Source organism: Ignavibacteriales bacterium (genome assembly GCA_016709155.1).
In the GTDB taxonomy this organism is placed as follows: Bacteria; Bacteroidota; Ignavibacteria; order Ignavibacteriales; family Ignavibacteriaceae; genus JADJEI01.
Genome location: JADJEI010000001.1, coordinates 1,840,499 through 1,862,259 on the forward strand (window position 1 = coordinate 1,840,499; position 21,761 = coordinate 1,862,259).

The 21,761-nt window shown below is 37.5% G+C and carries 17 protein-coding genes and 4 pseudogenes; 12 read left to right on the forward strand and 9 right to left on the reverse strand.

Translation table 11 applies throughout. From position 1 onward, the window contains the following. Positions 1–79: 79 nt before the first annotated feature. Complete coding sequence (locus IPH11_08770) at positions 80–265, reverse strand: hypothetical protein (GenBank protein MBK6913748.1); 186 nt, start codon at positions 263–265, stop codon at positions 80–82. A 128-nt stretch (positions 266–393) separates the two neighbouring features. On the opposite strand from IPH11_08770, the pseudogene IPH11_08775 reads away from it, so the two are divergent. Further along, positions 394–1,328, forward strand: a pseudogene (locus IPH11_08775) (DUF1684 domain-containing protein). Positions 1,329–1,464: 136 nt separating this feature from the next. Here the strand turns inward: IPH11_08775 and IPH11_08780 are convergent. Then, positions 1,465–2,969, reverse strand: a pseudogene (locus IPH11_08780) (NTP transferase domain-containing protein). A 128-nt stretch (positions 2,970–3,097) separates the two neighbouring features. Between IPH11_08780 and IPH11_08785 the strand changes: the two are divergent. Further along, the gene (locus tag IPH11_08785) at positions 3,098–3,553 is read left to right on the forward strand and encodes an outer membrane beta-barrel protein (protein MBK6913749.1); all 456 of its coding nucleotides are present in this window, start codon (positions 3,098–3,100) and stop codon (positions 3,551–3,553) included. 297 nt (positions 3,554–3,850) lie between these two features. On the opposite strand, the gene IPH11_08790 is transcribed toward IPH11_08785, so the two are convergent. Continuing rightward, entirely contained in the window at positions 3,851–4,114 is a 264-nt protein-coding gene (locus tag IPH11_08790; protein MBK6913750.1) for a hypothetical protein, read from the reverse strand. A 100-nt stretch (positions 4,115–4,214) separates the two neighbouring features. Beyond that, on the reverse strand, positions 4,215–5,147 hold the full coding sequence (locus tag IPH11_08795; GenBank protein MBK6913751.1) for a hypothetical protein: 933 nt from the start codon (positions 5,145–5,147) through the stop codon (positions 4,215–4,217). 347 nt (positions 5,148–5,494) lie between these two features. Here IPH11_08795 and IPH11_08800 point away from each other — a divergent pair, with 347 nt between their 5' ends. The 6 genes from IPH11_08800 (at position 5,495) to IPH11_08825 (ending at position 12,004) form a co-directional block, all read left to right on the forward strand. Then, complete coding sequence (locus IPH11_08800; GenBank protein ID MBK6913752.1) at positions 5,495–7,081, forward strand: hypothetical protein; 1,587 nt, start codon at positions 5,495–5,497, stop codon at positions 7,079–7,081. Then, entirely contained in the window at positions 7,078–8,121 is a 1,044-nt protein-coding gene (locus tag IPH11_08805; protein ID MBK6913753.1) for a T9SS type A sorting domain-containing protein, read from the forward strand. The genes IPH11_08800 and IPH11_08805 overlap by 4 nt, the downstream gene beginning before the upstream one ends. A 16-nt stretch (positions 8,122–8,137) precedes the next feature. Next, positions 8,138–8,362: a hypothetical protein gene (locus IPH11_08810; GenBank protein MBK6913754.1), complete on the forward strand. Its 225-nt coding sequence runs from the start codon at positions 8,138–8,140 to the stop codon at positions 8,360–8,362. A 585-nt stretch (positions 8,363–8,947) separates the two neighbouring features. After that, positions 8,948–9,238, forward strand: a complete 291-nt coding sequence (locus IPH11_08815) for a helix-turn-helix transcriptional regulator (protein MBK6913755.1) — start codon at positions 8,948–8,950, stop codon at positions 9,236–9,238. 96 nt (positions 9,239–9,334) lie between these two features. After that, positions 9,335–11,155: an ABC transporter ATP-binding protein gene (locus IPH11_08820; GenBank protein MBK6913756.1), complete on the forward strand. Its 1,821-nt coding sequence runs from the start codon at positions 9,335–9,337 to the stop codon at positions 11,153–11,155. Continuing rightward, positions 11,156–12,004, forward strand: coding sequence for a glycosyltransferase (locus tag IPH11_08825; GenBank protein ID MBK6913757.1), 849 nt, complete (start codon positions 11,156–11,158; stop codon positions 12,002–12,004). A gap of 143 nt (positions 12,005–12,147) precedes the next feature. On the opposite strand, the gene IPH11_08830 is transcribed toward IPH11_08825, so the two are convergent. The 4 genes and pseudogenes from IPH11_08830 to IPH11_08845 all read right to left on the reverse strand — a co-directional run bounded on the left by IPH11_08830 (position 12,148) and on the right by IPH11_08845 (position 17,918). Further along, positions 12,148–14,883, reverse strand: a complete 2,736-nt coding sequence (locus IPH11_08830) for a T9SS type A sorting domain-containing protein (protein MBK6913758.1) — start codon at positions 14,881–14,883, stop codon at positions 12,148–12,150. A gap of 881 nt (positions 14,884–15,764) precedes the next feature. Next, positions 15,765–16,451: a T9SS type A sorting domain-containing protein gene (locus IPH11_08835; protein ID MBK6913759.1), complete on the reverse strand. Its 687-nt coding sequence runs from the start codon at positions 16,449–16,451 to the stop codon at positions 15,765–15,767. Between the two features lie 27 nt (positions 16,452–16,478). Next, positions 16,479–16,787, reverse strand: a pseudogene (locus tag IPH11_08840) (hypothetical protein). A gap of 327 nt (positions 16,788–17,114) precedes the next feature. Further along, entirely contained in the window at positions 17,115–17,918 is an 804-nt protein-coding gene (locus tag IPH11_08845) for an MOSC domain-containing protein (protein MBK6913760.1), read from the reverse strand. 190 nt (positions 17,919–18,108) lie between these two features. Between IPH11_08845 and IPH11_08850 the strand changes: the two genes are divergently transcribed. Further along, positions 18,109–18,576 carry a hypothetical protein gene (locus IPH11_08850; protein ID MBK6913761.1) on the forward strand — a complete coding sequence of 156 codons (468 nt, stop codon included), beginning with the start codon at positions 18,109–18,111 and terminating at the stop codon, positions 18,574–18,576. A 62-nt stretch (positions 18,577–18,638) separates the two neighbouring features. Here IPH11_08850 and IPH11_08855 read toward each other — a convergent pair. Continuing rightward, positions 18,639–19,953 (reverse strand): annotated as a pseudogene (locus tag IPH11_08855) (MFS transporter). 150 nt (positions 19,954–20,103) lie between these two features. Here IPH11_08855 and IPH11_08860 point away from each other — a divergent pair. From IPH11_08860 to IPH11_08870, 3 genes are read left to right on the forward strand one after another with little or no spacing between them, the layout of a single operon-like run. After that, positions 20,104–20,979 (forward strand): SPFH domain-containing protein, encoded by an 876-nt coding sequence (locus tag IPH11_08860; GenBank protein MBK6913762.1) that lies wholly within the window; start codon positions 20,104–20,106, stop codon positions 20,977–20,979. A 9-nt stretch (positions 20,980–20,988) separates the two neighbouring features. Further along, a complete protein-coding gene (locus tag IPH11_08865) occupies positions 20,989–21,513 on the forward strand; it encodes a hypothetical protein (protein ID MBK6913763.1) in 525 nt (174 codons plus the stop codon). Positions 21,514–21,549: 36 nt separating this feature from the next. Then, positions 21,550–21,717, forward strand: a complete 168-nt coding sequence (locus tag IPH11_08870) for a hypothetical protein (GenBank protein MBK6913764.1) — start codon at positions 21,550–21,552, stop codon at positions 21,715–21,717. The last annotated feature ends 44 nt before the right edge of the window (positions 21,718–21,761 follow it).

Here is a 21,761-nt window from a genome sequence, read left to right on the forward strand (position 1 = left end):
TTCTATTTGCGCTTCAACTTCTTTCCCCTGTATTTTATATGTGATTATTATTCCCGTAACTTCTTCGTCCGAAATATTTTCAGCCGTTATCTACGAACGAATCTGAAAATCCTTCTGTTACTTGCGGTGCATTAATATCAAAACTGTTATAAGTTGCCGTGTTTAGATTTCCATTCACGACAATTTTTTCTTCATTTGAAAAAATTAAAAAGTATGCCCCGGCAATTAAAGCTGCGGCAATGAACAAAAACGATAGGGCTTTCATAATTATCCTTTCTTAGTTTTGTCAAAATTACTTCTTGTTATTCATAAAGACAATTATTTTTAATGTTGAAGTTCTTTGCAGGAAGCATTAGCTTGTAAACAAATAATTCAAAATTAATTGAAATCAATATGAACAGAAGTTTTCGCAATTCATTTACTCAATTATTATTTCTCTATTTAATCGTGCCCATCTTGTTTATTGCCTACAACTGTACAAACGATGAACCCGTACAAAAAGGCGATCCGAAATATCTTGCCGAAATTGAACAATGGCACTCAAAAAGAATTGAAAGATTAAAAGGCGAAAATAGCTGGCTGAATCTCGCCGGACTATTCTGGCTGAAGGAGGGTGAAAATAAATTCGGCTCTGCTTCATCAAATGATTTGATTTTCCCCAAAGATAAATCCCCTGATTTTATCGGCACGCTTATTTTAAAAGATAGTATTGTCTCTATAAAAGTTACCGAAGGTTTAAACGTAACTGCCAATGATAAGCCCGTTACAGAGCTTCAACTAAAAGACGATCTTTCCGATAACCCCACCATACTAAAACTTGGCTCGTTAAAGTGGTACGCTGTCAAACGCGGCGATAGATTTGGAATTAGGCTGCGCGATCTCGAATCGGATTTGGTAAAAAATTTCACCGGTATCGAAAGATTTCCTGTTAATGACAAATGGAAAATCTCCGCTTCGTTTGTTCCATTTGAAAAACCAAAAATTATTTCCATTCCTACAATTATCGGAACTCCCGATGAAATGACTTGCAAAGGAAAACTTCATTTCAAAATTGATGGAAAAGATTATTCCATTCTCCCTGTTGATGAAGACGGCAAATTATTTATAATCTTTGCAGATGAAACAAACGGTGAAGAAACTTACGGCGCAGGCAGATTTGTTTATGCTGATCCACCCGACTCAACAGGAAAAGTGATTGTTGATTTCAACAAAGCTTACAACCCCCTTGCATCTTCACACCTTTTGCTACGTGTCCATTGCCGCCGAAGGAAAATGTGATCCGAACAAAAATTACCGCCGGTGAAAAACTCTGGGGGAAAGGTCATTAAATAATCACCTGTCATCCTGAGCTTGTCGAAGGGTGAGCTTGTCGAAGGGTGAGCTTGTCGAAGGGTGAGCTTGTCGAAGGGTGACCCTCCCTTACGCTAAAAGTAAAAACGCACGGACATCCATTTTGTCCGGGACTTAAATATTTTCTATCGCTTCAAGCCCTTCAGCCACAGGGATAAAATAACGCAGCGGAATTACAGCTCCGCTTTTGTTCATTACCTTTTTGATTTTCTTTTTAATAATAACGCTGTGTTCTATCTGAACATCGTCCTCTATTACTGAGCCAAAAACATAGCTTGTTCCTTTGATCAAAACATTTTTCCCTATTCGAATAGGGAACTCATCACTCCCTGTCATATTAACGCTCGATTCAATTCGCGAGCCTTCGCCAATCACAATATTTCCCTTAATTATATCTCCCCACAAAATCTGAACATTATCACCAATAATAAATCTCTGATCCTTAAAACAAGACAAATACACATTGTGATATACTTTAACATTCTTTCCAAAAACTACATTGCCATGTACATATACATCTTTTTTGAACTCAACATTATAATTAAGTTTTACTCCCCTCCCGATATAAACACCCTTGCCGATTACAATATCAAGCGGCTCGCCTTTTTTATCCAGCTCAAGAATATCATTAACAACTTCTTCGTGAATAAAAAAATCATCCGGGTCATCAATTTCAATAATGTCTTTCAACATTTCATAAACCTGTTTGTTGCGGATTTCTTCCATTTCTTTTAATACAGATTTATTATTGAATCCCATCACCGCATAATTATTTGATGGACTGCTTGCTGTTACTGTTAAATTATTTTGATTGAAAAGAGAAATAAGATCAGTTATGTAAATTTCATTCTGAACATTGTTGCTTTCAAGTTTGCCGATCAATTCCTTTAAATATTTATAACGAAAAGCATAAACACCGGAATTAAACTCATCTATTTCAAGCAGTTCATTTTTAGTGAATGAAAAATTCTGTGAATTATATTTTAATAAATATGATTCTTCCTCCCTTAATGCAAGAATATCTTTGTACTCTTTTATTTCAATCACATTTCCCAAATGATTTCCGGAAGATTTACCATTTACATCTTTTTCTTTCGCTCTGATAATCCTTCCATAATAATTACTCATTGGATCGCCAGTATATTTTCCTGTCATCACCATCATATCAGCTTTAGACTCAATAAATTTTTCTCTAAACTCCGCCATTGTCTTAGCATCAATCAATCCCATGTCGCCGGGGAGGATGTAAACAATTCCATCATCAGGAAAATCTTCTATTCTATTTAAGGCAACCTGGACAGCATCCTGGTTCCGTTTTGTTCTTCCTGGTATGCAAATAAAGTTGAATTTCGTTTACCAATTACTTGCATTACATCTTCGGCTTTAATCCCAACAACAATCACTGCATTAATATTTTTTATCCCCTGCCTGCAGGCATTAAACACCCGTTCAACTGTCGGCACCTCCCATATTTTATGCAGCATTTTCGAACGATGAGATTTAATTCTTTTACCATGTCCCGCTGCAAGTATTACTGCCGCTTCAGTAAAGTGCGGATTAAATTTTGATGAAAGATCATTAAGTAATTTGTAAACGCCGCTGTTATTTTTTTCTGTCATTAACTCTTCCGTTCTTATACTAATTAGAATAAATGTATCCTTAATTCACAATTTCAAAATTAGTGGATTTTTGAATACGCTCTAAATATTTATCTTTGTATAAAATATTTTCATCAAAAGGATTCAAAATGAAATTACATCTTTTAGTATTATCAATTTTAGTTTTAGTAATCAGTTCCTCAATCTATTCGCAGGAAAAAGGATTTGGATTAGGCATTATTATTGGTGAACCTACCGGGCTTAGTGCAAAATACTGGACTAGTTCAACAAACGCTTTTGACTTTGGGCTTGGATATTCTTTCTCACCAAAGAACAGCAGGCTGCACCTTCACGCTGACTATCTTTTTCATTCATCACTAACAAACACATCGGAAAAATTTTATTTGTACTATGGACCGGGAGTAAGAATTAAAACCCGCGAAGATGACGATTCAGTTCTGGGTATAAGGGGTGCGCTTGGAATTACATGGGTTCCAAGAAATACTCCTTTGGATTTTTTCTTTGAAGTTGTTCCCGTTTTTACTTTAATACCTGCAACAAGTTTTGATATTAATGCCGGGCTCGGTGCACGCTACTATTTTTAATTTCTTGTAAAAGCATTAATAGAGAATGCCACTCCCTTAGTGCTATCCTTTGTGTTTTCAAACCTTAGCGGCAAGTAAATGACATCGTAGGAAATATGAAATTAGGATGCTGTCTCAAAAATATATTTTTGTCAGTCTGAGCTTGTCGAAGACTGACGGCAATACTATAATGAATTCACACTTCGATGGTGGCAATGCCACCACTCCAGTGTGACAGTAAAAAAATACTTATGAGACAGCCTCAGGGGATGAGTTCAAATAACAATACACGAAAAAATAATTACATCCTAACTGATGTTACGGACTTTGTGATTTCTTAGTGCCTGCGTGACTTTGTGGCAGAAGAATAAGTAAGAAATTAAGGCACAAAGGTACTAAGTCACCATGTTTCACTAAGGAGAATTCTTGAAAATTCAATTTATGCGTAACATAAGATTCTAAGTTGTCTTTAGCACCGCCGACTGAACACCCACCAATAAAGCAAACACTAGCGACAACACCGGCGAGTTTATAAATCCCGCCGCCAAAGCAGACAAAAAACAATCCTGCCGTTGCAAACATAACAGCATAAATAATTGTTCTTGCATCCCCCCTATCTTTTCCCTTCTCAGAAATCTTATTTGATAAAAGAATACGAAGAAAATTAAAAGCAGGTAAGCGGCTAATCCAAGTAAACCGCTTTCAAAATAAACTTCGAGCAAATCATTGTGCCAGCTTCCAATTCCTTTATCCGCAAACTCTCTCTGTGAGGAAAAATTTCCGAAAATGTTTTCGGTCCATATCCAAGCAGAGGGTGGGTGAACAATATCTCGCCTGCTCCTTTATAAATTATGTCGCGGTCTGATAATTGCGTCGGCGCTTCAATCCTTTGATTAATCTGAATCGAATTATTCTGAAATGATAAGTATGATAGTGCAGCAGCGATAAGAATAATATAAATGAATTGCAGCAGTTTCATTCTTTTCAGAAGTAAAGAAGCTATAAGCATTGCAGCCGCAATTACAGCGTTTGTCCTCCCCAGCGAAGTGACGATTCCAACGAGAATAATAGCAGCAGCAAATATTCTTAACAATTGAAAGTATTTTATCTTTTTAACATTTTCTGCAAGCGCAAGCATGCAGCCAAGCCCGGTTAAAAGATAAGACGAGAAAGTAGAATAACCGGAAGAAAAAGATTCCGCTCTTTCAACAATGCTGAGATTAAACCGTACAATTCCAATCAGTGCAATTACAGCAGACGCAAATGAAAAATAATAAACGATAGTTTTTATCTTTTCAACATCGAGCGCTTTGAGATAAAAACTAAATGAGAAAAAACATAAAAAGAATAAAATTTCTTTGTAAAGAATCTGCACACTCACTTCCGGAAACTCTGAAAAGACTAATGCCGCAAGCCTGACAACTAAATAAATCAAAAATACTTTAGAAAAAATATCGAAAGCATTCTTCTTTTCATTCCATTTTTCAAAAATCCACAACAGGCATAACACCCCCGCAAATAACTGCAGCAGTGCAAGCGATAATAAAAAACTTACCACAACTGCAATGATAAGAAAATAAGATATATTGGAATTAAACCTGCTTGTAACTTTCATTTACTTTATTGAAATGTTAAACAAAATTAACAATCTTTACCTCACCCTCAAAAATAGTTTCTGCAAAATATAATTATGATACTACTGTCCGATACTATGTCTACAGCAATAAAAAACTACTACATCACCGCACGAGGCATCCCGGCGGCAAATGTGGTGGGGCTGGATTTTATAATGAACAATTAAAAATGAATAATGAAAAATTGAACTCAGCAATTCAATCACATAGTGACAGGCAATTTAGCAATTTAGTAATTTAACAATTCATCAATTCAACAATCATAAAAAATCATAACAGATCATAAAGATCAGCATACCATTGCGCTTGTTTTTTATTCGTGCAACAGATGAAAATTCTTTTTAATTTACTCAAAGTAAAAACCAGAACTTACTACGAGGTACAAAATGATACTAAAAATATTTCTCCCAATTCTGCTTTCATTGTTAATTTTAATTCTTCATTGTTAATTGCCACCCAAGCTGCCGCCCCCACCTCAGACTATACACAGCAAACCGACACAAATAAAACTAAACCAGTACAAATCCGCCGGGGCATAGAGTTGAAGGAAGGCTATCAGAGCTACGAACAGTTTTACGCGGGCAAAGATATGGCGGAGGAAAAGCGAAGTCACTTTCCACTTTCAGGCACAGGCATGTGGACCGAGCTAAACCCAAAAGTACCAAGAGTAGATTATCTCGGTATTCACTTCGTTAATGCTGATACAGGTTGGGCAGTTGGTGATTTAGGAACTTTGATAAAAACAACCGATGGAGGCAGTAGTTGGACAGTAAGCCAAACAAACACAGCAACACCAATACTGAAAGTACGAAGCTATAATGGACAGATTGTAGTAGCCAGCGGATTTGATGGACTAATACTTCGCTCTACATATGGAGGAGAGACTTTTGAACAGGTAACGAGTAATGTAACAGGAGACTTGTGGGGCCTACAAATGTTGAACGATACACTTGGCTGGGCTTGCGGTAATGCAAACTCACTTGTTAAAACAACCGATGGAGGAATAAGTTGGCAGAGAATATTTACCCCGGGCTACACTTCTGATTACTGGTGGATAGATTTCTTAAATGAGAGTTATGGTTTTATAGCCGCAAACGGAAAAGTACTAAGAACGACTGACGGCGGAGAAAATTGGGAAATAATACAGGCGGGAGATAGCCAGCCATTATTTACGATTGATATAATAGATAGTCTGCATATTGCAGCAGGAGGCTATGGAGGTACCGGCTATCCCGCTAAAAACATATACAGCAGTGATGGCGGATATACGTGGATAAACGGCGGGCAAACAACCACTCACGAAATAAACTGCATAAAATATATAGATACTGATACCGGTTACATTGTGATGAGTGAAATAGGGATATACAAGACAACAAACAAAGGACAAAACTGGCAGTTTATTCCTGGGATAGAAGGAGTAGGTGAATACGAACTCGCACTACTGCCTGAAATGATTGGTTACTCTGCAGGAACAAACTTAAAGATATTTAAAACTGAAAACGGGTATGATTACTGGAAGCGGTTAATAATAAACGATAATTTCTCGGATGTATTTTTTCTGAATGAACAGAAGGGATTTGCAATAAGCAGTTATGGTTTGTCTAATTCAAGCGGCTTATACAAAACGGAAGATGGCGGGATAAATTGGGAAAGAATAGCTGGAGCGCCGGACGGTGTTGATTTATTATTTCTGGATAATCTCAAGGGATTTATTGCCGGAACTCCATTCAGAATATGGAAAACAACAGATTCTGGAAATAGTTGGTATATTACAAACCTAAGTGGACTTACTGATACGTTAGGTATTATAAATAAAATTTTCTTTATAAACACAACGATCGGGTGGGCAGTTTCCGACCGGGGTGGAATATTGAAACCACTGATGCTGGTGAAAACTGGTGTGCTCAATTGAACGCGAGTATTTCTATTGGTTTTTATGGAATTTATTTTGTTGACTCTTTATACGGTTGGACAGCAAATTTAGGTGGAAGACCATATAAAACAACGGATGGGGGCAGCAACTGGATTCAGCAAACAGATTTAGATATTTGGGAGTCTCGAGATGTATTTTTTATAGATTATTTAAACGGATTCTTACTTGAGAGTAATAAACTTTATGAAACAACAGACGGGGGAATTACTTGGGTTCAAAACCAAAACCTCACAGGGTTTAGCATTGCTGAACTAAGTACTTACGAAGACAGTACTATCTTCATAATAGGGTATAAAACTTATCGTTCGTTAAATGGAGGAGAAAGCTGGGATGAGTTTACAGAACTAGATGGTATCAGAATAACGGGACTAAATTTATCGAATTCCGGATCAGGTTATTCTGTGGGAGAATTGGGATTGATGTTGAAATATTATGATTCAACTTACGTCCCCGTTGAATTAATATCATTTCGTGGAGAGGCGAAAAATAATGAGATAATTCTAAACTGGCAGACAGCGAGTGAAATAAATAATCAAGGATTTGAGATTCAGAAATCAGAAGTCAGAAGTAAGAAATCGGATTGGGAAAAGATTGGTTTTGTTGAAGGAAAAGGAACCACAACCGAACAGCAGTTTTATTCTTTCATTGACAAAAATTTGACCAACAGTAGATATCGATATCGTCTTAAGCAAATAGACTTTGACGGAACATTTGAATATTCAGATATAATTGAAATTGAAATAGGAACTCCTTCTGAATTTCATCTTTTACAAAACTATCCAAATCCATTCAACCCCGAAACTAATATTGATTATAGAGTATCAGAAGAAACGTTAGTTAATATTACGCTATATGATATAACAGGAAGAAAAATTATTGAATTGGTGAATGAAAAAAAACAAACGGGGTATTATACCTTAAAATTGAAAGGAGGAGCATTAAGTTCAGGTATTTACTTTTATAGGTTGTTAACAAGTAGCGGATATACCGCCACAAAAAAACTAACAATACTTAAATAATATTAGGAGAAATAAAATGAAAAAATTCCTTTGGATTGCAGTTCTCTTTCTTCAATGCTGTAAGATAGCAGAAGTACAGGCACAAACTTATGCCAATATTCCAGGACCGGAGAATGTCTTAGTTGTTTACAATCTTAATTCAAGCGTATCTGATTCAGTTGCGAACTACTACGTCACCGCTCGAGGCATCCCGGGGACAAATGTGGTGGGGCTGGACTTTATAATGAACAATGGAAAATGAATAATGAAAAATTGAACTCAGCAATTCAACAATTTAACAATTCAGCAATTTAGCAATTCAACAATTCAGCAATTTAACAATTCATCAATTCAACAATCATAAAAAATCATAACAGATCATAAAGATCAGCGTACCATCCTGCAACCAGTTACAGCAATTAAACCTCTAAATCACTCTATTTTAACATTTTTATAAAAATATAGCCCCATCTGGTTAAATATTCTTTCCATTATTTAATAGTAAATTGCTATCTTTTAAAAGTATATTCTCATTTATTAAATGTAAAATGCTATTATTTTAATGTAAGTTTCTATTAAGTTAAAAATTTTTGCTATTATTTAAAATAATTTTGCTATTAAGTTAAATAATTTTACTATTCCATTAAAGTAATTTCCCATCTTGAAAGAGTAAAATTCTATCCGGTTATATATTATTGCCATCCGTTTATATTAACTTGTCTTTGGTTCTTATTCTTTTTAATTTTCGTTAAAAATTTTCCATAAAATTATAGAGGTGCTTATGCTCAAATTCACAATACCGCAAATGCTTAAACTTCGCATCATCAACCACCCCGTCGGCTTTTTAATGAAGAATGGTTTTCCCCGCCAAACTGCTTACAGAATCTGCTCGGGTAAGTTCAAAAACCTCACCGCTAAACAACTCGAAAAACTTTGCCTCGCACTCAAGTGCACACCCAACGACATTATCGAGTGGATCCCCGATGACGAAAAATTACTCGAATCCAACCCACCCCTTGCGAAATTATTCAAAGTCTCCATCCCATACGAATTGCGTGATATGGCTAAAGATATCCCCTACGATAAACTTCACGCCTTCAGTCAAAAACTTGAAGAACTAAAAAAAGAATTCACTTGATTTAAAACGACAGGTAAACTTCCCGGCGAAAACCCGAAGGTTACTTTTTTCACACCTTAGTAATTATCTTTGCAGAAACAATTTGATTATTTGTAAATGAAAACATTCCGGCGCTTCTTTAAATACCTTAGACCGTATATCAAACCACTGATGCTGGCAAACTTTTTTATGCTGCTGTTTGTACTCTTCAGTTTATTTTCCATCGGCTTGATAATGCCGTTCATTGATCTTCTTTTCAATCAGGCGCCGGTGGAGTTTGTACACAAAGATAATATCAGCATTCTCGACCTGCGCGAATTTTTATCTTACAAGCTGAGTGAAATCGTCTCGCAGTACACTAAAAGCGAGCTTGTAATTTATCTCTGTGTTTTGATGGTCATCGTTTTCTTTTTAAAAAATCTTTTTTCTTATCTGCAAACTTATTTTATGTCAATTGCCGAGCAGGGGATTATCCGGGACATTCGTTTGCAGCTTTACACGCACTTTCACAAACTTTCACTCGGATATTTTACCGAAGAGAAAAAAGGAATTTTAATTTCAAGAATCATCAACGATGTCCAAATAATTAAAGATTCGATGATCGCTGTCATCAATAGTATTTTCCGTGACCCCCCGTTGATAATAATATTTTCTATCGTGCTGATGATCTTCAACTGGAAACTGACGTTGCTGATTTTTGCTTTGCTGCCTGTTACCGGTCTGGTACTGGCAAAGATTGGCGATTCACTTAAACGAAAAAGCATTCGCTCACAAGAGCAGATTGCCGACATCACTTCAATCCTTGATGAAACTTTCGGAGCTATGAGAATTGTAAAAGCATTCGGGATGGAAGAATACGAAATAAAAAGATTCCGCGACGGTGAGAGAAATTATTTTTCCATTCTTACAAGCCTTGTTAGAAGGCGTGCCCTTGCAGCACCAATCACTGAATTCATCGGCGTTGTTACAATCACCATCATTCTATATTTCATTGGAAGCGAAATTGTAACCGGGAAAAGCTCAATGACACCGGGAGCGTTCTTCGTTTATCTCGGAATATTCTTTCAGATGATGCCTTCGATAAAATTATTCGGACAAATGTTCAACAGTGTTCAGGAAGGTATCGCAGCATCAGAAAGAGTTTTCAGCATCCTCGATACCAAACCTAAAATATTTGACTCACCCGATGCTGTTGAATTAAAATCATTCGAGAGCCGCATTGAATTTAAAGATGCAAGCTTTCGTTACGAAAAAAGCGATCTCATTCTAAAAAATATTAATCTAAAAATTAATAAGGGGGAGATACTTGCAATTGTCGGTCCAAGCGGCGCAGGAAAATCATCGCTCGTTGATTTAATCCCAAGATTTTACGATACTGAATCCGGCTCTGTACTTATTGATGATACTGACATACGAAAAATAAAAATCACTTCACTTCGATCATTAATGGGAATCGTAACGCAGGAGACAATTCTTTTTAATGATACAATTAGAAATAATATTGCCTATGGAATGAAAGAGATCGGTCTCGAAAAAATTATCGAAGCATCACAGGCAGCGAATGCACACGACTTTATAAATGAAATGGAAAGAGGCTACGATACTATCATCGGTGACCGCGGCGTTAAACTTTCCGGCGGTGAGCGGCAGCGTTTATCAATTGCACGTGCTCTGTTGAAAAATCCCCCCATCCTTATTCTTGATGAAGCAACATCTTCTCTTGATACCCAATCAGAACTGCTTGTTCAGCAGGCGATTGAAAGATTAATGAAAGGAAGAACATCAATCGTAATTGCCCACAGGCTTTCAACAATTAAAAATGCAAATAAAATTATTGTCATCAATAATGGTGAGATAGTCGAGCAAGGCAGCCACGATCAGTTGATTGGCCAGGATGGACTTTATAAAAAACTTTACAATATGCAGTTCAAGCTATAAATGAAAGTCTGCGGCTTCACGCTTGTCCGAAACGGCGTAAAATATTTTTATCCTTTTAAGGAAGCTATCCTTTCTATTCTTCCTCTTTGCGATGAACTAATTGTTAATGTCGGTGATTCTGATGACGGCACTTTGTCTGCTGTTCAATCAATTCAAAATGATAAAATAAAAATCATCAGCCGAAAATGGGATATGTCTTTGCGAGAGGGGGGTAAGCTTTTATCAATCGAAACAAACCAGGCACTAAAGCATTGCACAGGCGATTGGTGTTTCTACATCCAGGCGGACGAAGTACTGCACGAAAAATATATCCCCCCCGTTCTTTCTTCAATGAAAAATTATTTGGATAATAATGAAGTTGAAGGATTAAGATTTCGCTACAAACATTTTTACGGTAGCTATGATTATTATCAGGACAATTATCGGAAGTGGTATATTAAAGAAGTTAGAATAATTAAAAATAGCAGAAACATTGTATCGTGGGGGGACGCAATGAATTTTCGTCACAAAGACACAACACCGGTTAAAGCGGTTGATATTGATGCAGAAATTTATCATTACGGTTGGGTTCGTCCACCCGATACTTTAATGACAAAGAGAATTGATTTTCACAAACTTTACCACACTGATGAGGTTGTTAAGCAGCTTGCCTCCTCCACAATAAATTATGATGACCTTGGTAATTTAAAATTGTTTACAGATTCCCATCCGGAGGTTATGAAGGATAGAATATCCGTGAGTAATTGGAAGTTCGATGCAAAACTAAACGAACAACTTCCTGAATTAATTAGAAAGCTTGCTGTCTTTTTCTATCCATTGACTAAAAGAATAAAAAGTTTTTTTACTTAACTGAAGTTACGCAAAATCACAAAAACGGCATGTCATACCCGCGAAAGCGGGTATCTACCATGCTAAAATAAACTAAAAAATGGATTCCCACTTTCGTGGGAATGACATTTGGAATTTTTCAGAAGTCCCTTTTAATGACAATTCTAACGAAGCAAAATCATTTTTTTAGTTTCGACAAAATTTCCTGCCTTCAGTTGATAATAATATACTCCGCTGCTTAACTTGCTTGCATCAAACTTGACCTCATAATTTCCTTCAGACTGCGGTGAGTTTACAAGAACGGCTACTTCATTTCCTAAAACATCATAAACTTTTAAAGAAACCAATATGTCACCCTGAGCCTGCCTGTGGCTCTGCCATCGAAGGGTGACAAAGGAGATTGTATATTTTATTTCCGTTGTCGGGTTAAACGGATTGGGATAATTTTGTGCAAGGACAAAACCGGATGGCGAGATTATTTCAACATCAATGATATTAGAATATTCAAAACTGCCGTCAAAATCTATTTGTTTTAATCTGTATTGATAATCTCCTGCTGAAAGATTTTCATCAATAAAAGAATAACTCTTTGCTTCCGTAGTGGTGCCGGCGCCTTTCCTGAAGCCAATAACACTCCAATCATACTTATTTGTCTGCCTTCTTTCTATTTCAAATAAATTATTATTCGTTTCTGTTGAAGTCTTCCATTCAAGGTTCACATTGCCCCTATTTACAAAAGCATTAAAAGAAACAAGTTCAACCGGAACTGTGTAGTCAATATCAGCTTCAAACACACCCCTTCCATGAGTAACCGCCCTTATTCTGTGATTTGGAAGTGAGATGCTTAAATCAGTAATCATTGCTGCATCGGGCATTCCACTTTGGTATTCAATCCAATTATTACCCCCATCCAGCGAAATATAAACTCCAAGATCATTGCCAAAAAATATTACATTAGAATTTAGTGGATCAACTACAACTGCTGTTGCAGGAACATCCGGCAAGCCTGCACCGATATCAATCCAACTTTGCCCGGCATTGATAGATTTAAAAAGGTGGGAGGTTCCAAATCCGGAAAACACAACATAAACAATCGCAGCGTTTTGCGGATCAACTGCGATATCATCAATATATCTGTCGGGCAAAGAGCCGGTGATATTCTGAAAAGTAGTTCCCCCATTGAAAGTAACAAACACATTCGCACGACTGTTGATTGGGGCAGTACCTGCGTATAACGTATCAGTTGAGTTGTAAGAAACCGCCATGGATAAAATTTGATTCCCGTCAAGCATCTGATTCCCATTCATCGTTATCCAATTGTTTCCCTGATTGGTGCTCTTGTGAACATTCTTGCTGCCCGCATAAAGTACAACCGGATTGGAAGGACAAACCATAAAGGGGGCGAGAAATCCTGGATCGTTTGCATTTGGTGCAATGTAACTCCATGAATTGCCAAGATTGGTTGACCTCTGCAAACCTAAGTATTGGTAGGTTCCGTAAATAATATTTGTGTTTTGTGAGTTGATTCCTGTCCAGCAGCCATCACCTCCGATCACTCTTCGCCATGCAACTGTGCCTTCATAAATTGCTGTCGCATTATCCTGCATCCCTCCGATTGCAATATTTGGCTGATCGAAGGAAGAAGAAAACCCATTGTAAGATTGAGTTGTTTGATAGCCGCCGTTGCAGCCCTCATAATTCTCCCCGCCATCGAGCGTTCTAAAAACCCCGCCGTCAGTTCCAAAATAAATTATGTTGGGATTAGTCGGATGATAAGTAATTGAATGCTGATCGGCGTGAACATAGTACGGCGGACCTTCGGGGCCGCCGGGAGGGGTTGTTCCGAAATACCACGCTGACCAATCGGTTTTTTTAGTGAGACTGCTTCCGCCGTTACTTGATTTCCAAACATCAATTCCTCCAGTAATCACAAGACTTGAATTTGTCGGATTTACACCCACCCAGTGTGAATACCATCCCTGGTATGTTGAATAATCTGTTGTGTTGACAATCGTCCAGTTATCCCCGCCGTTTGTTGTTTTGCACAGCCAGGTTCCGTTGCCTGTACTTCCATTTCCAATACTTGCAAAAAGAATTTGAGGATCAGATTTATAAATTGTCAGCAAAGCTTTTCCGCCAAATGAAGCTGGAAGCCCGTTGGTAAGTTTTTGCCACGAAGTACCGCCGTCTGTTGTTCTATAAATTCCGTGACCTGCACTGAAAAAATTTCCGTAAGTAACATAGACGATATTACTATTGGTCGGGTTTATTACAATATCGAAAGCCATCAAAATATTATGAACCAGATTCCATGTTTGTCCGGCGTCAGTTGATTTGTACGTTCCTTCGGTTGTTGCAGCCCAAATTATTGAAGGATTGTTCGGATCAATTTCAACTTCTTCCACACCCCTTTGCTGATTGTATGACCAGTCTAAACTTTTCTGCCATGTCAAACCATAATCGGTTGATTTGAGAATACCGATTCCGTAACTCCCCCTTGTTGTGCGAATAATTTCGCCGCCGAGAGCATTTTGATAATCATACACCTCCCCGGTTCCGATATAAATTGTGTTTGAATCGTTCGGCGCAATTGCAATAGAACTTACACCGAGCACAGGAAAACCGGTTTGAACATATTCCCACGCAAGTGCACCAACACCGGCGGAGTAGCTTCTCCACAACCCGCCGCTTGCAGAGCCGGCAAATATTGTATTGGGATTTTGCGGATTGAATTCGACATCAAGTGTTCTTCCGCCGATATTGTGCGGTCCGATTTGCTGCCATTGATAAGATTGGAGTTGATTTGTTGCAGGCTGTAAAAATGTTTTTGAATATTCATAAGCGGAGTAATATTTATCTGCGGGAATATCCGGGAATGGGTAGGCTCTTTTTGCGTCCATAAATCAAGCGCAACTTTAGCGCCCGATTGATGTTCTTCCGTTACTTCATTTTCATTTTGAGGAATAAGAAATAGGATTGAAGCGGATGCGAATGAAAAAAGAAAAAATGCAGCAGCAGTTAGTTTGTTGGCTTTCATAATTCACCTGAAAAGTTTTTGATTTGCTTACTCAACTTTAAGAAAATCTTAATTGAAAATCTAATTAATGATTTACCTTGAGAAGAACGAGGGAAGAAAAATCATAATTTTGTCTAACGTAATTGAAAAAAAATTTGAAAGCAGATGAGGCAGGTAAAATATTACCGGCTGAGGATAAAAATTACCTGTCCAACGGTGTAAAGGTCGGCGCCAACGCTGCTACGGGGGGTGGCAACGCGCCCGGGTTTGTAAGCCCCGATGTATGGTTGACGGCAACCGTGAGATGGGGTAGACCAACCGTCGCACTGTTGCCTTCCCCCGTGTGACGGTTACCTTGCGACAAGACGGCGTTTGAGGCAACCGTGGCATGGGGGGCTTCCCCCGTATGACGGTCGGGGCTCAGTTTCCGACGGTTATCGCCAACCGTCCAAAAGTTAGGGGCAACCGTAGCACAGTTGGTAAAAACCTGTCTTTTTAGAGTATTTTCAAGGGGTATTGGGCGTTAATTGTTGCTGGTGTGTAGGGAATTTGTGGCGGAAATAGAAAGCCCTAGTTTTGATTTTATCAAATCGAATATCATTTTCTGCTGCCGAATTTGAGTAATGGAGATTAAAAACAGTTGTAGTGAGTTCTGATTCGCCTGCAGATATCTAAATGATATTGACTCGTAACCAATATGAATAGATAAACTTTCATCTCACTCATCACTTTACCCCCTGCTTTAAGCGGAGGGGTTGCGGCGGGTTACTTAAGCAAAATAAGTTTTTTGGTCTCAACGAATGAACCGATGTTCAAACGATAGAAATATACTCCGCTGGGTAATTGTTTGTTGTTCGTGGTTTGTTGTGTGTTAAATTCAACTTCATAAGTACCGGCATGCTGCTGTTCATTCACAAGTGTTGCGATTTCATTGCCAAGAACATCATAGATTTTTAAAACAGTAAACCACCCCTGCTTCGCTTCCCCTCCTTGCGATGGAGGGGATTGAGGGGAGGTTGGAATTGTGTATTTTATTTTTGTTGTCGGGTTAAAGGGGTTGGGATAGTTTTGATAAAGAATAAAATTAGCGGGAGAAACTATTCCCCCACTATCGATCTTTATGATTTTATATCTCCATACCTGCCCGCTGTCACCAACTGCAAAGGCTGTGTATTCATCAGTGAATATAAGATCATAAACTAATTTGTTGCTGTCGGCAGAAATTTTTCCCCAGTTAATTCCGCTATCAGAGGTATAAAAGAAATTATAACCGGCGGCATACCAGCCTTCAGATTTATTTCGAAAATCCGAACCGAGCGCAAGTCCGAAAAAATCAAGTGTGGTAAAGCTCCAGGTTTCTCCACCATCAGAAGAAAGGATGCGTCCGACACCGAATAAGCCTTCAGGATCACCGGCTAAGGCAACTATGTTTAATGAATCTAAAACATTTATGCTGAAAACGGGATCGGGACCTACACCGGATGCAGTCCAGTTTAAACCGCTGTCGGTAGTTCTCCAGACAACGCCGGCAACATCAAGAAAACCGCCGCAAGCAAAACCAAGCTGATTATTATAAAATCTAAATTCTTCAACAGGAAGCCCGGAAATAAGATTTGAATCAATGTGCACTTCGTTCCATGTTTCACCTCCATTTGAGGTTCGGACAATCGTAGTACCGCCCATAAAACCAACGAGTGAATCAACAAAGTAAATTGAATTAAAAAAGAAATTATCCTCCGGATAGTTTTGTTTAATCCAATCACTCCCCCCATTAGTAGTTGATAAAATTCTTGTTCCGAAGGGAAAATCATCTTTAAGAGCTGCAGCGAACCCATTGTTTTTGTCTCTAAAAAAATATCAAATATAAAACTTGTCGTACCGGAGTTTTGCAGAACGAAACTTTTGCCGCCATCCGAAGTTTTTATTATTGTTCCAAAATCACCGCAAGCCCAACCTGTTAATGAGTCTATAAAAGAAACAGAACGCAAATTCCAGTCGGTAATGGCAGATAGTTCGGTCCAGTTTTCTTGACTTACACAAATCTTATTTAACGAAAAAAAATATTGAAAAGAAAATTAAATTTTTGGTCATTTAACAAATTGAATGCTTTTAGTTTTATAAAAAAGTGATTTCATCTTCTAAATTTATTGTGCCGGTTGAGTGGCAAATTAAATTCATTCCGAATAGGACTTTATTTTCTTTCTTTCTGTATGAAGCAAGTGTAGCAAGTGGTTCAATTCCCCTCGCCGCAGTCTCCTGATCAATTGTGGTGATCACACAGCGGGCACAAGGTTTTAATGCAGAGAAAACAACCTCGCCGATTTTAAACTTTTTCCAGTTATCTTCTTCATTGGGTTCGCCGCCAGTAAAAACAAAATTTGGTCTGAAACGGTTTATTACTAAAGGCTGGGGTAGTTTTTCATTTAAATCATCGAGAGAAGCCTGACCTATAATAAGGAATGGATAGCCATCAGCAAAGCTTACAAAATTTTCTGCGGGGGAATACTGGCGGTCAACAAGTCTTTTGGTTGATTCCGGCATCTGAACAAGCCGGCACTTAATATTTAATATTTCGGAAAACCAATTGTCTGCTTCCTGACTGACTAATTCTGCGGTACAAGTATCGTCCCAGATTTTTACTTTCAATGTTTTTTTTGATGATGAAAACAGGGGCAGTGATATTTTTTCCCTTTCATTATTCTTTAGTGAAACGATTAAAAATTCTCCTTCGATTTTAACATTAAGTAATGCCATTTGAGGATACTGTCTTTGGGTAAGGAATGAATCATTTTCATCAATAAGCATCCAGCGCCTGTCATGTTTGAGCCCTCGCTCCTCAACAATTGAGGTAGAAAGTAAAATTCCGCCAAGTGATTTAATCGGGTAAATAAATATTTGAGATAGTTTTTTTCTGTTCATTTCTTATAAAATTAATTTATAATGTTGAAATTTAACGCGAAAACAGAGATAAAACACTTCGGTGTAAAATTTTTACTTCAGTGCAATAAAATAGTAGTTGACATGTTAGTTAGTTAAAGATATTTTCCGTTCGACAAAAATTGTTTTATAAGAAATCAATATTATCAAATCATATTAAGGAGACGTTCAAATGAAAAACAAATCAGCCATTCTGCTCTCAATATTTGTTTTCTTTTTTACTTTCGGAATTTCTAATCTCTTTGCTCAAGAAGTAAAGACAACTGAAACTAAAACTGATGCAACTACCGATCAGGTTTTACAGGAAAAAGAAACAAGCAAAGAAAATGTTTCGAGTACTACTCTCGGAACTAAGGAAACTCAAGTTCAAACAACCACAGATGTTAACAGAAAAGAATTGAAAGAATCTAATCCTGAACTGTACAAGCAAATGAAAAAAGAGAGACAGGAAAAGAAGAAGGTTATAACTGAAGAAATGAAACAGAGAAAAGAAAATAAAGAACAGCATCAGATAGAAATGAAACAGAAAAAAGAAGAGCGCCAGAAAATGAAAGACTTAAAAGAAACTAAAGACAGCAATACTGAAGCCCCTCAAATTGATGTTAAAAAAGAAACAACTGACGATTCTACTGAAAAGTAAAAATTATTAGTTTATATTTTTAAGAAAGAGACGGCACTAACCGTCTCTTTTTATTTTAAAGATTATTTTATACGATAAATTCTTCTATAAATGATCAACGCTAATGCGGCTGTCAATCCAATTGCTGCAAAGTAATACCAGACATAATATGCGTGGTCATAAGCATGCAAAAGCTGCTCTTTAGAAAGTCCAACCGGATCGGGAACGTATGCCGTTAATAAATAACCGGAGATTCCGAACCCAAGTATTGAAGAGAAGAAAGAATGAAGGTGACTGAACCCGAGATATAAACCTTCTTCCCCCCTTGGAGCTTGAAGAGAAAAATATTCTAAATATCTCGGCGAGATAAAACACTCTGCTAATCCCTGAACTACAATTCCCGCAATCATCATAACTGTAATCGGATGCGCCGTGAATATTCCCAATATCGGAACAGACTGCCCGGTGATAGATTCAAGAATAGGACTTGAAGCCATTAATAATGCAGATAACGGCATAAGCAGCATTCCAACAAGCATTGACGAAACAGCTTTTACTTTTTTCATGAGATTTGTGATAAACACCACCATTGTCATAACAACAAATGGATTAACGTTTGCAATCCATTCAGGCGAAGCATGCTCTCCAACTGTTCGTAAAACATATTTCGGCATGGTTGCATAAAGCTGCTGCTGAATTATCCAAAATCCAGTAACAATAAAAATCAGTAGGATCAAGCGAGTATTAGTCATTATCTTAACCAACCCGGTCCAAGCCTGTTTCAATGTTTTTCCCTCACCTTCGGTATTAACATTTTTATAAAAAATAGAAACGACAATCAAAGCAATGAAGCACATGAATGCTGAATAATAATTAATTGATTCGAGCCCCCATTCAATCCGAAGAGGGTATGCAAATGTCTTGCCGAGGAATGCCCCCACGTTTACGATTCCATAAAAAATAGAATAGCCGCGCGCGCGCGTTTCTTCGTTTGTTGTTTTAGCAACAGTTCCCGTGATAATTGATTTAATAAAAGAACCGCCAAACATTAATACGACCAGCGAAGGAAGTACAACCGGTTTATATGGAAGAGCACCCAATGAAAAATATCCTATTGAAAGCAAGCTAAAGGCAAGCAGAATAGCTCGTCTAAACCCAATTTTATCAGCTAATGCGCCTGTAAAGGTGGGTAAAAATATAAACCAGCAGAAAAATTCCTCCGATCCATGCGGCTTCTATATCGTCAAAACCAACTACACGCGAAAGATAAAGTGTAATAGCGATAAATACCGCATAGTACGCAGCTCGCTCGAAAAGCTCTACTGCATTTGCAGTCCAAAATGCACGCGGAAAATTCCAACCCTTTTTCTTTTCGTTAGACTGATTGCTCTGATTCAAATTTACTCCATTTTTATTTTCAATATAAAGAAGAAAGAGCAGTTGGGACAAACCAAAATATTTTTTTTATGGGCTTGACTTTGTGATATTGATATGATATCATTGTGATAGCAATTAAAAAGAATTTTAATAATGAAAGGACTTCTAAAAATGAAAGCAGTTACAGAAAAGCCAGCCAATAAGATTAATGGCTTTATTATTTTGTTTTTGTTCATCGCATTATGGGTCTTAAATATTTATTTACTTGTTCAGGGAATTAAGACAGAAGAGACTTCAATTCTCTGGATATTCATTCCGCTAACAGTAATCTTGTTCATTCTTATGGGTGGTTTTTTTATTGTGCAGCCAAATGACTCGAGAGTATTGATCTTCTTTGGAAAATATACCGGCACAATTGATACGTCCGGTTTTTGGTGGGTTAATCCATTCACTATAAAAAAACATATTTCTCTGAGGATCAGAAATTTTAACAGCGAAAAAATAAAAGTGAATGATCTGCACGGTAACCCGATAGAAATTGCGGCTGTAATTGTTTGGCGTGTGGTAGATTCGGCTCGTGCAATTTTTGATGTACAGAATTTCGAAGAATTTGTAGCAATCCAAAGTGAAACAGCAATTCGTGCACTTGCTTCGGAATTTCCTTATGATGTAAACGAGGAAGATAAAGCCTCGCTTCGCGGAAGTCCGCTTGAAATTGCAGATAGTTTGAAAAAGCAAGTTCAGACAAGATTGGAAATTGCGGGTGTTGAAATTCTTGAATCGAGAATAAGTCATCTTGCTTATGCACCCGAAATTGCACAAGCAATGCTGCGCCGCCAGCAGGCTCAAGCAATAATAGCCGCCCGTCAAAAAATTGTTGAAGGCGCTGTGGGCATGGTTCAAATGGCTCTTCAGGCTTTAAGCGAACAAAAAATAGTTCAGCTTGATGAAGATAAAAAAGCAACTATGGTGAATAACCTGATGGTTGCGCTCGTTTCTGAATCTGAAGTTCAGCCTATTATCAACACAGGGACGCTTTATCAATAAAATAATATTATGAAATTATTTTCTGATTACATTGGAATGAACTTCCGGATAGTTCAACCGTCAATATTTAAAAGAATTTTTGAATTAAGAACGGATAATGAATTGCTTCTAAAAATGCACTATCCCAAAACATTCAGCTCCTTAGCGGAGGTGGAGGGTTTTGAGGGAAAGTGGAAGATAAAAAAAGCAAGCGTCTGGAGATCAACTCTTCAGGTTTTTCAAAAAGATAACGACCTGCCGTTTGCGATATATCGCAGCAGCTTTTGGGGAAGGGAAGGAGTGATCGAACTGCCAAAAGGTGAAAAGCTAAATTGCAAATACAATTTGTGGAAATCGCTATTCCAGATTAGCTCATCCTCCGATGGTTTACTTATTTCAATTAAAACAGGAATCTCGGCTAAAATTCGTTTACTGAAAGGAACAAAAGCAGAAGTTGTGATTGAAAAAAAATCCGAACTTCTTGATAAACATCCCTGGGTCGTGATGCTGATATGGTACAAAATTCTCGAATCAAACCGGCGTGCAGTTCATTAATTTTTTTTAAGATCGGATTGTTGAATAAAAAATCAAATGAGTGAAAAGAAAAAATTCTTATTAAGATTAGATGCTAATACCTATGCAGCGCTTGAAAAATGGGCGGCTGATGATTTAAGAAGTATTAATGCGCAAATGGAATTTCTTTTAAAAGAAGCATTGAAAAAAGCATCCCGTTTAAAAGAAAGCCACCCGACTAAATGAAATAAAATCTCATCTAAAAAAGGCAGCCCTGCTTAACCAAGCAA

Coding starts and splice junctions, on each gene's coding strand:
- IPH11_08770 (MBK6913748.1), bottom strand. CDS start 265: ATGAAAGCCCTATCGTTTTTGTTCATTGCCGCAGCTTTAATTGCCGGG.
- IPH11_08785 (MBK6913749.1), top strand. CDS start 3,098: ATGAAATTACATCTTTTAGTATTATCAATTTTAGTTTTAGTAATCAGT.
- IPH11_08790 (MBK6913750.1), bottom strand. CDS start 4,114: ATGTTTGCAACGGCAGGATTGTTTTTTGTCTGCTTTGGCGGCGGGATT.
- IPH11_08795 (MBK6913751.1), bottom strand. CDS start 5,147: ATGAAAGTTACAAGCAGGTTTAATTCCAATATATCTTATTTTCTTATC.
- IPH11_08800 (MBK6913752.1), top strand. CDS start 5,495: ATGAAAATTCTTTTTAATTTACTCAAAGTAAAAACCAGAACTTACTAC.
- IPH11_08810 (MBK6913754.1), top strand. CDS start 8,138: ATGAAAAAATTCCTTTGGATTGCAGTTCTCTTTCTTCAATGCTGTAAG.
- IPH11_08815 (MBK6913755.1), top strand. CDS start 8,948: ATGAAGAATGGTTTTCCCCGCCAAACTGCTTACAGAATCTGCTCGGGT.
- IPH11_08820 (MBK6913756.1), top strand. CDS start 9,335: ATGAAAACATTCCGGCGCTTCTTTAAATACCTTAGACCGTATATCAAA.
- IPH11_08825 (MBK6913757.1), top strand. CDS start 11,156: ATGAAAGTCTGCGGCTTCACGCTTGTCCGAAACGGCGTAAAATATTTT.
- IPH11_08830 (MBK6913758.1), bottom strand. CDS start 14,883: ATGGACGCAAAAAGAGCCTACCCATTCCCGGATATTCCCGCAGATAAA.
- IPH11_08845 (MBK6913760.1), bottom strand. CDS start 17,918: ATGAACAGAAAAAAACTATCTCAAATATTTATTTACCCGATTAAATCA.
- IPH11_08850 (MBK6913761.1), top strand. CDS start 18,109: ATGAAAAACAAATCAGCCATTCTGCTCTCAATATTTGTTTTCTTTTTT.
- IPH11_08860 (MBK6913762.1), top strand. CDS start 20,104: ATGAAAGCAGTTACAGAAAAGCCAGCCAATAAGATTAATGGCTTTATT.
- IPH11_08865 (MBK6913763.1), top strand. CDS start 20,989: ATGAAATTATTTTCTGATTACATTGGAATGAACTTCCGGATAGTTCAA.
- IPH11_08870 (MBK6913764.1), top strand. CDS start 21,550: ATGAGTGAAAAGAAAAAATTCTTATTAAGATTAGATGCTAATACCTAT.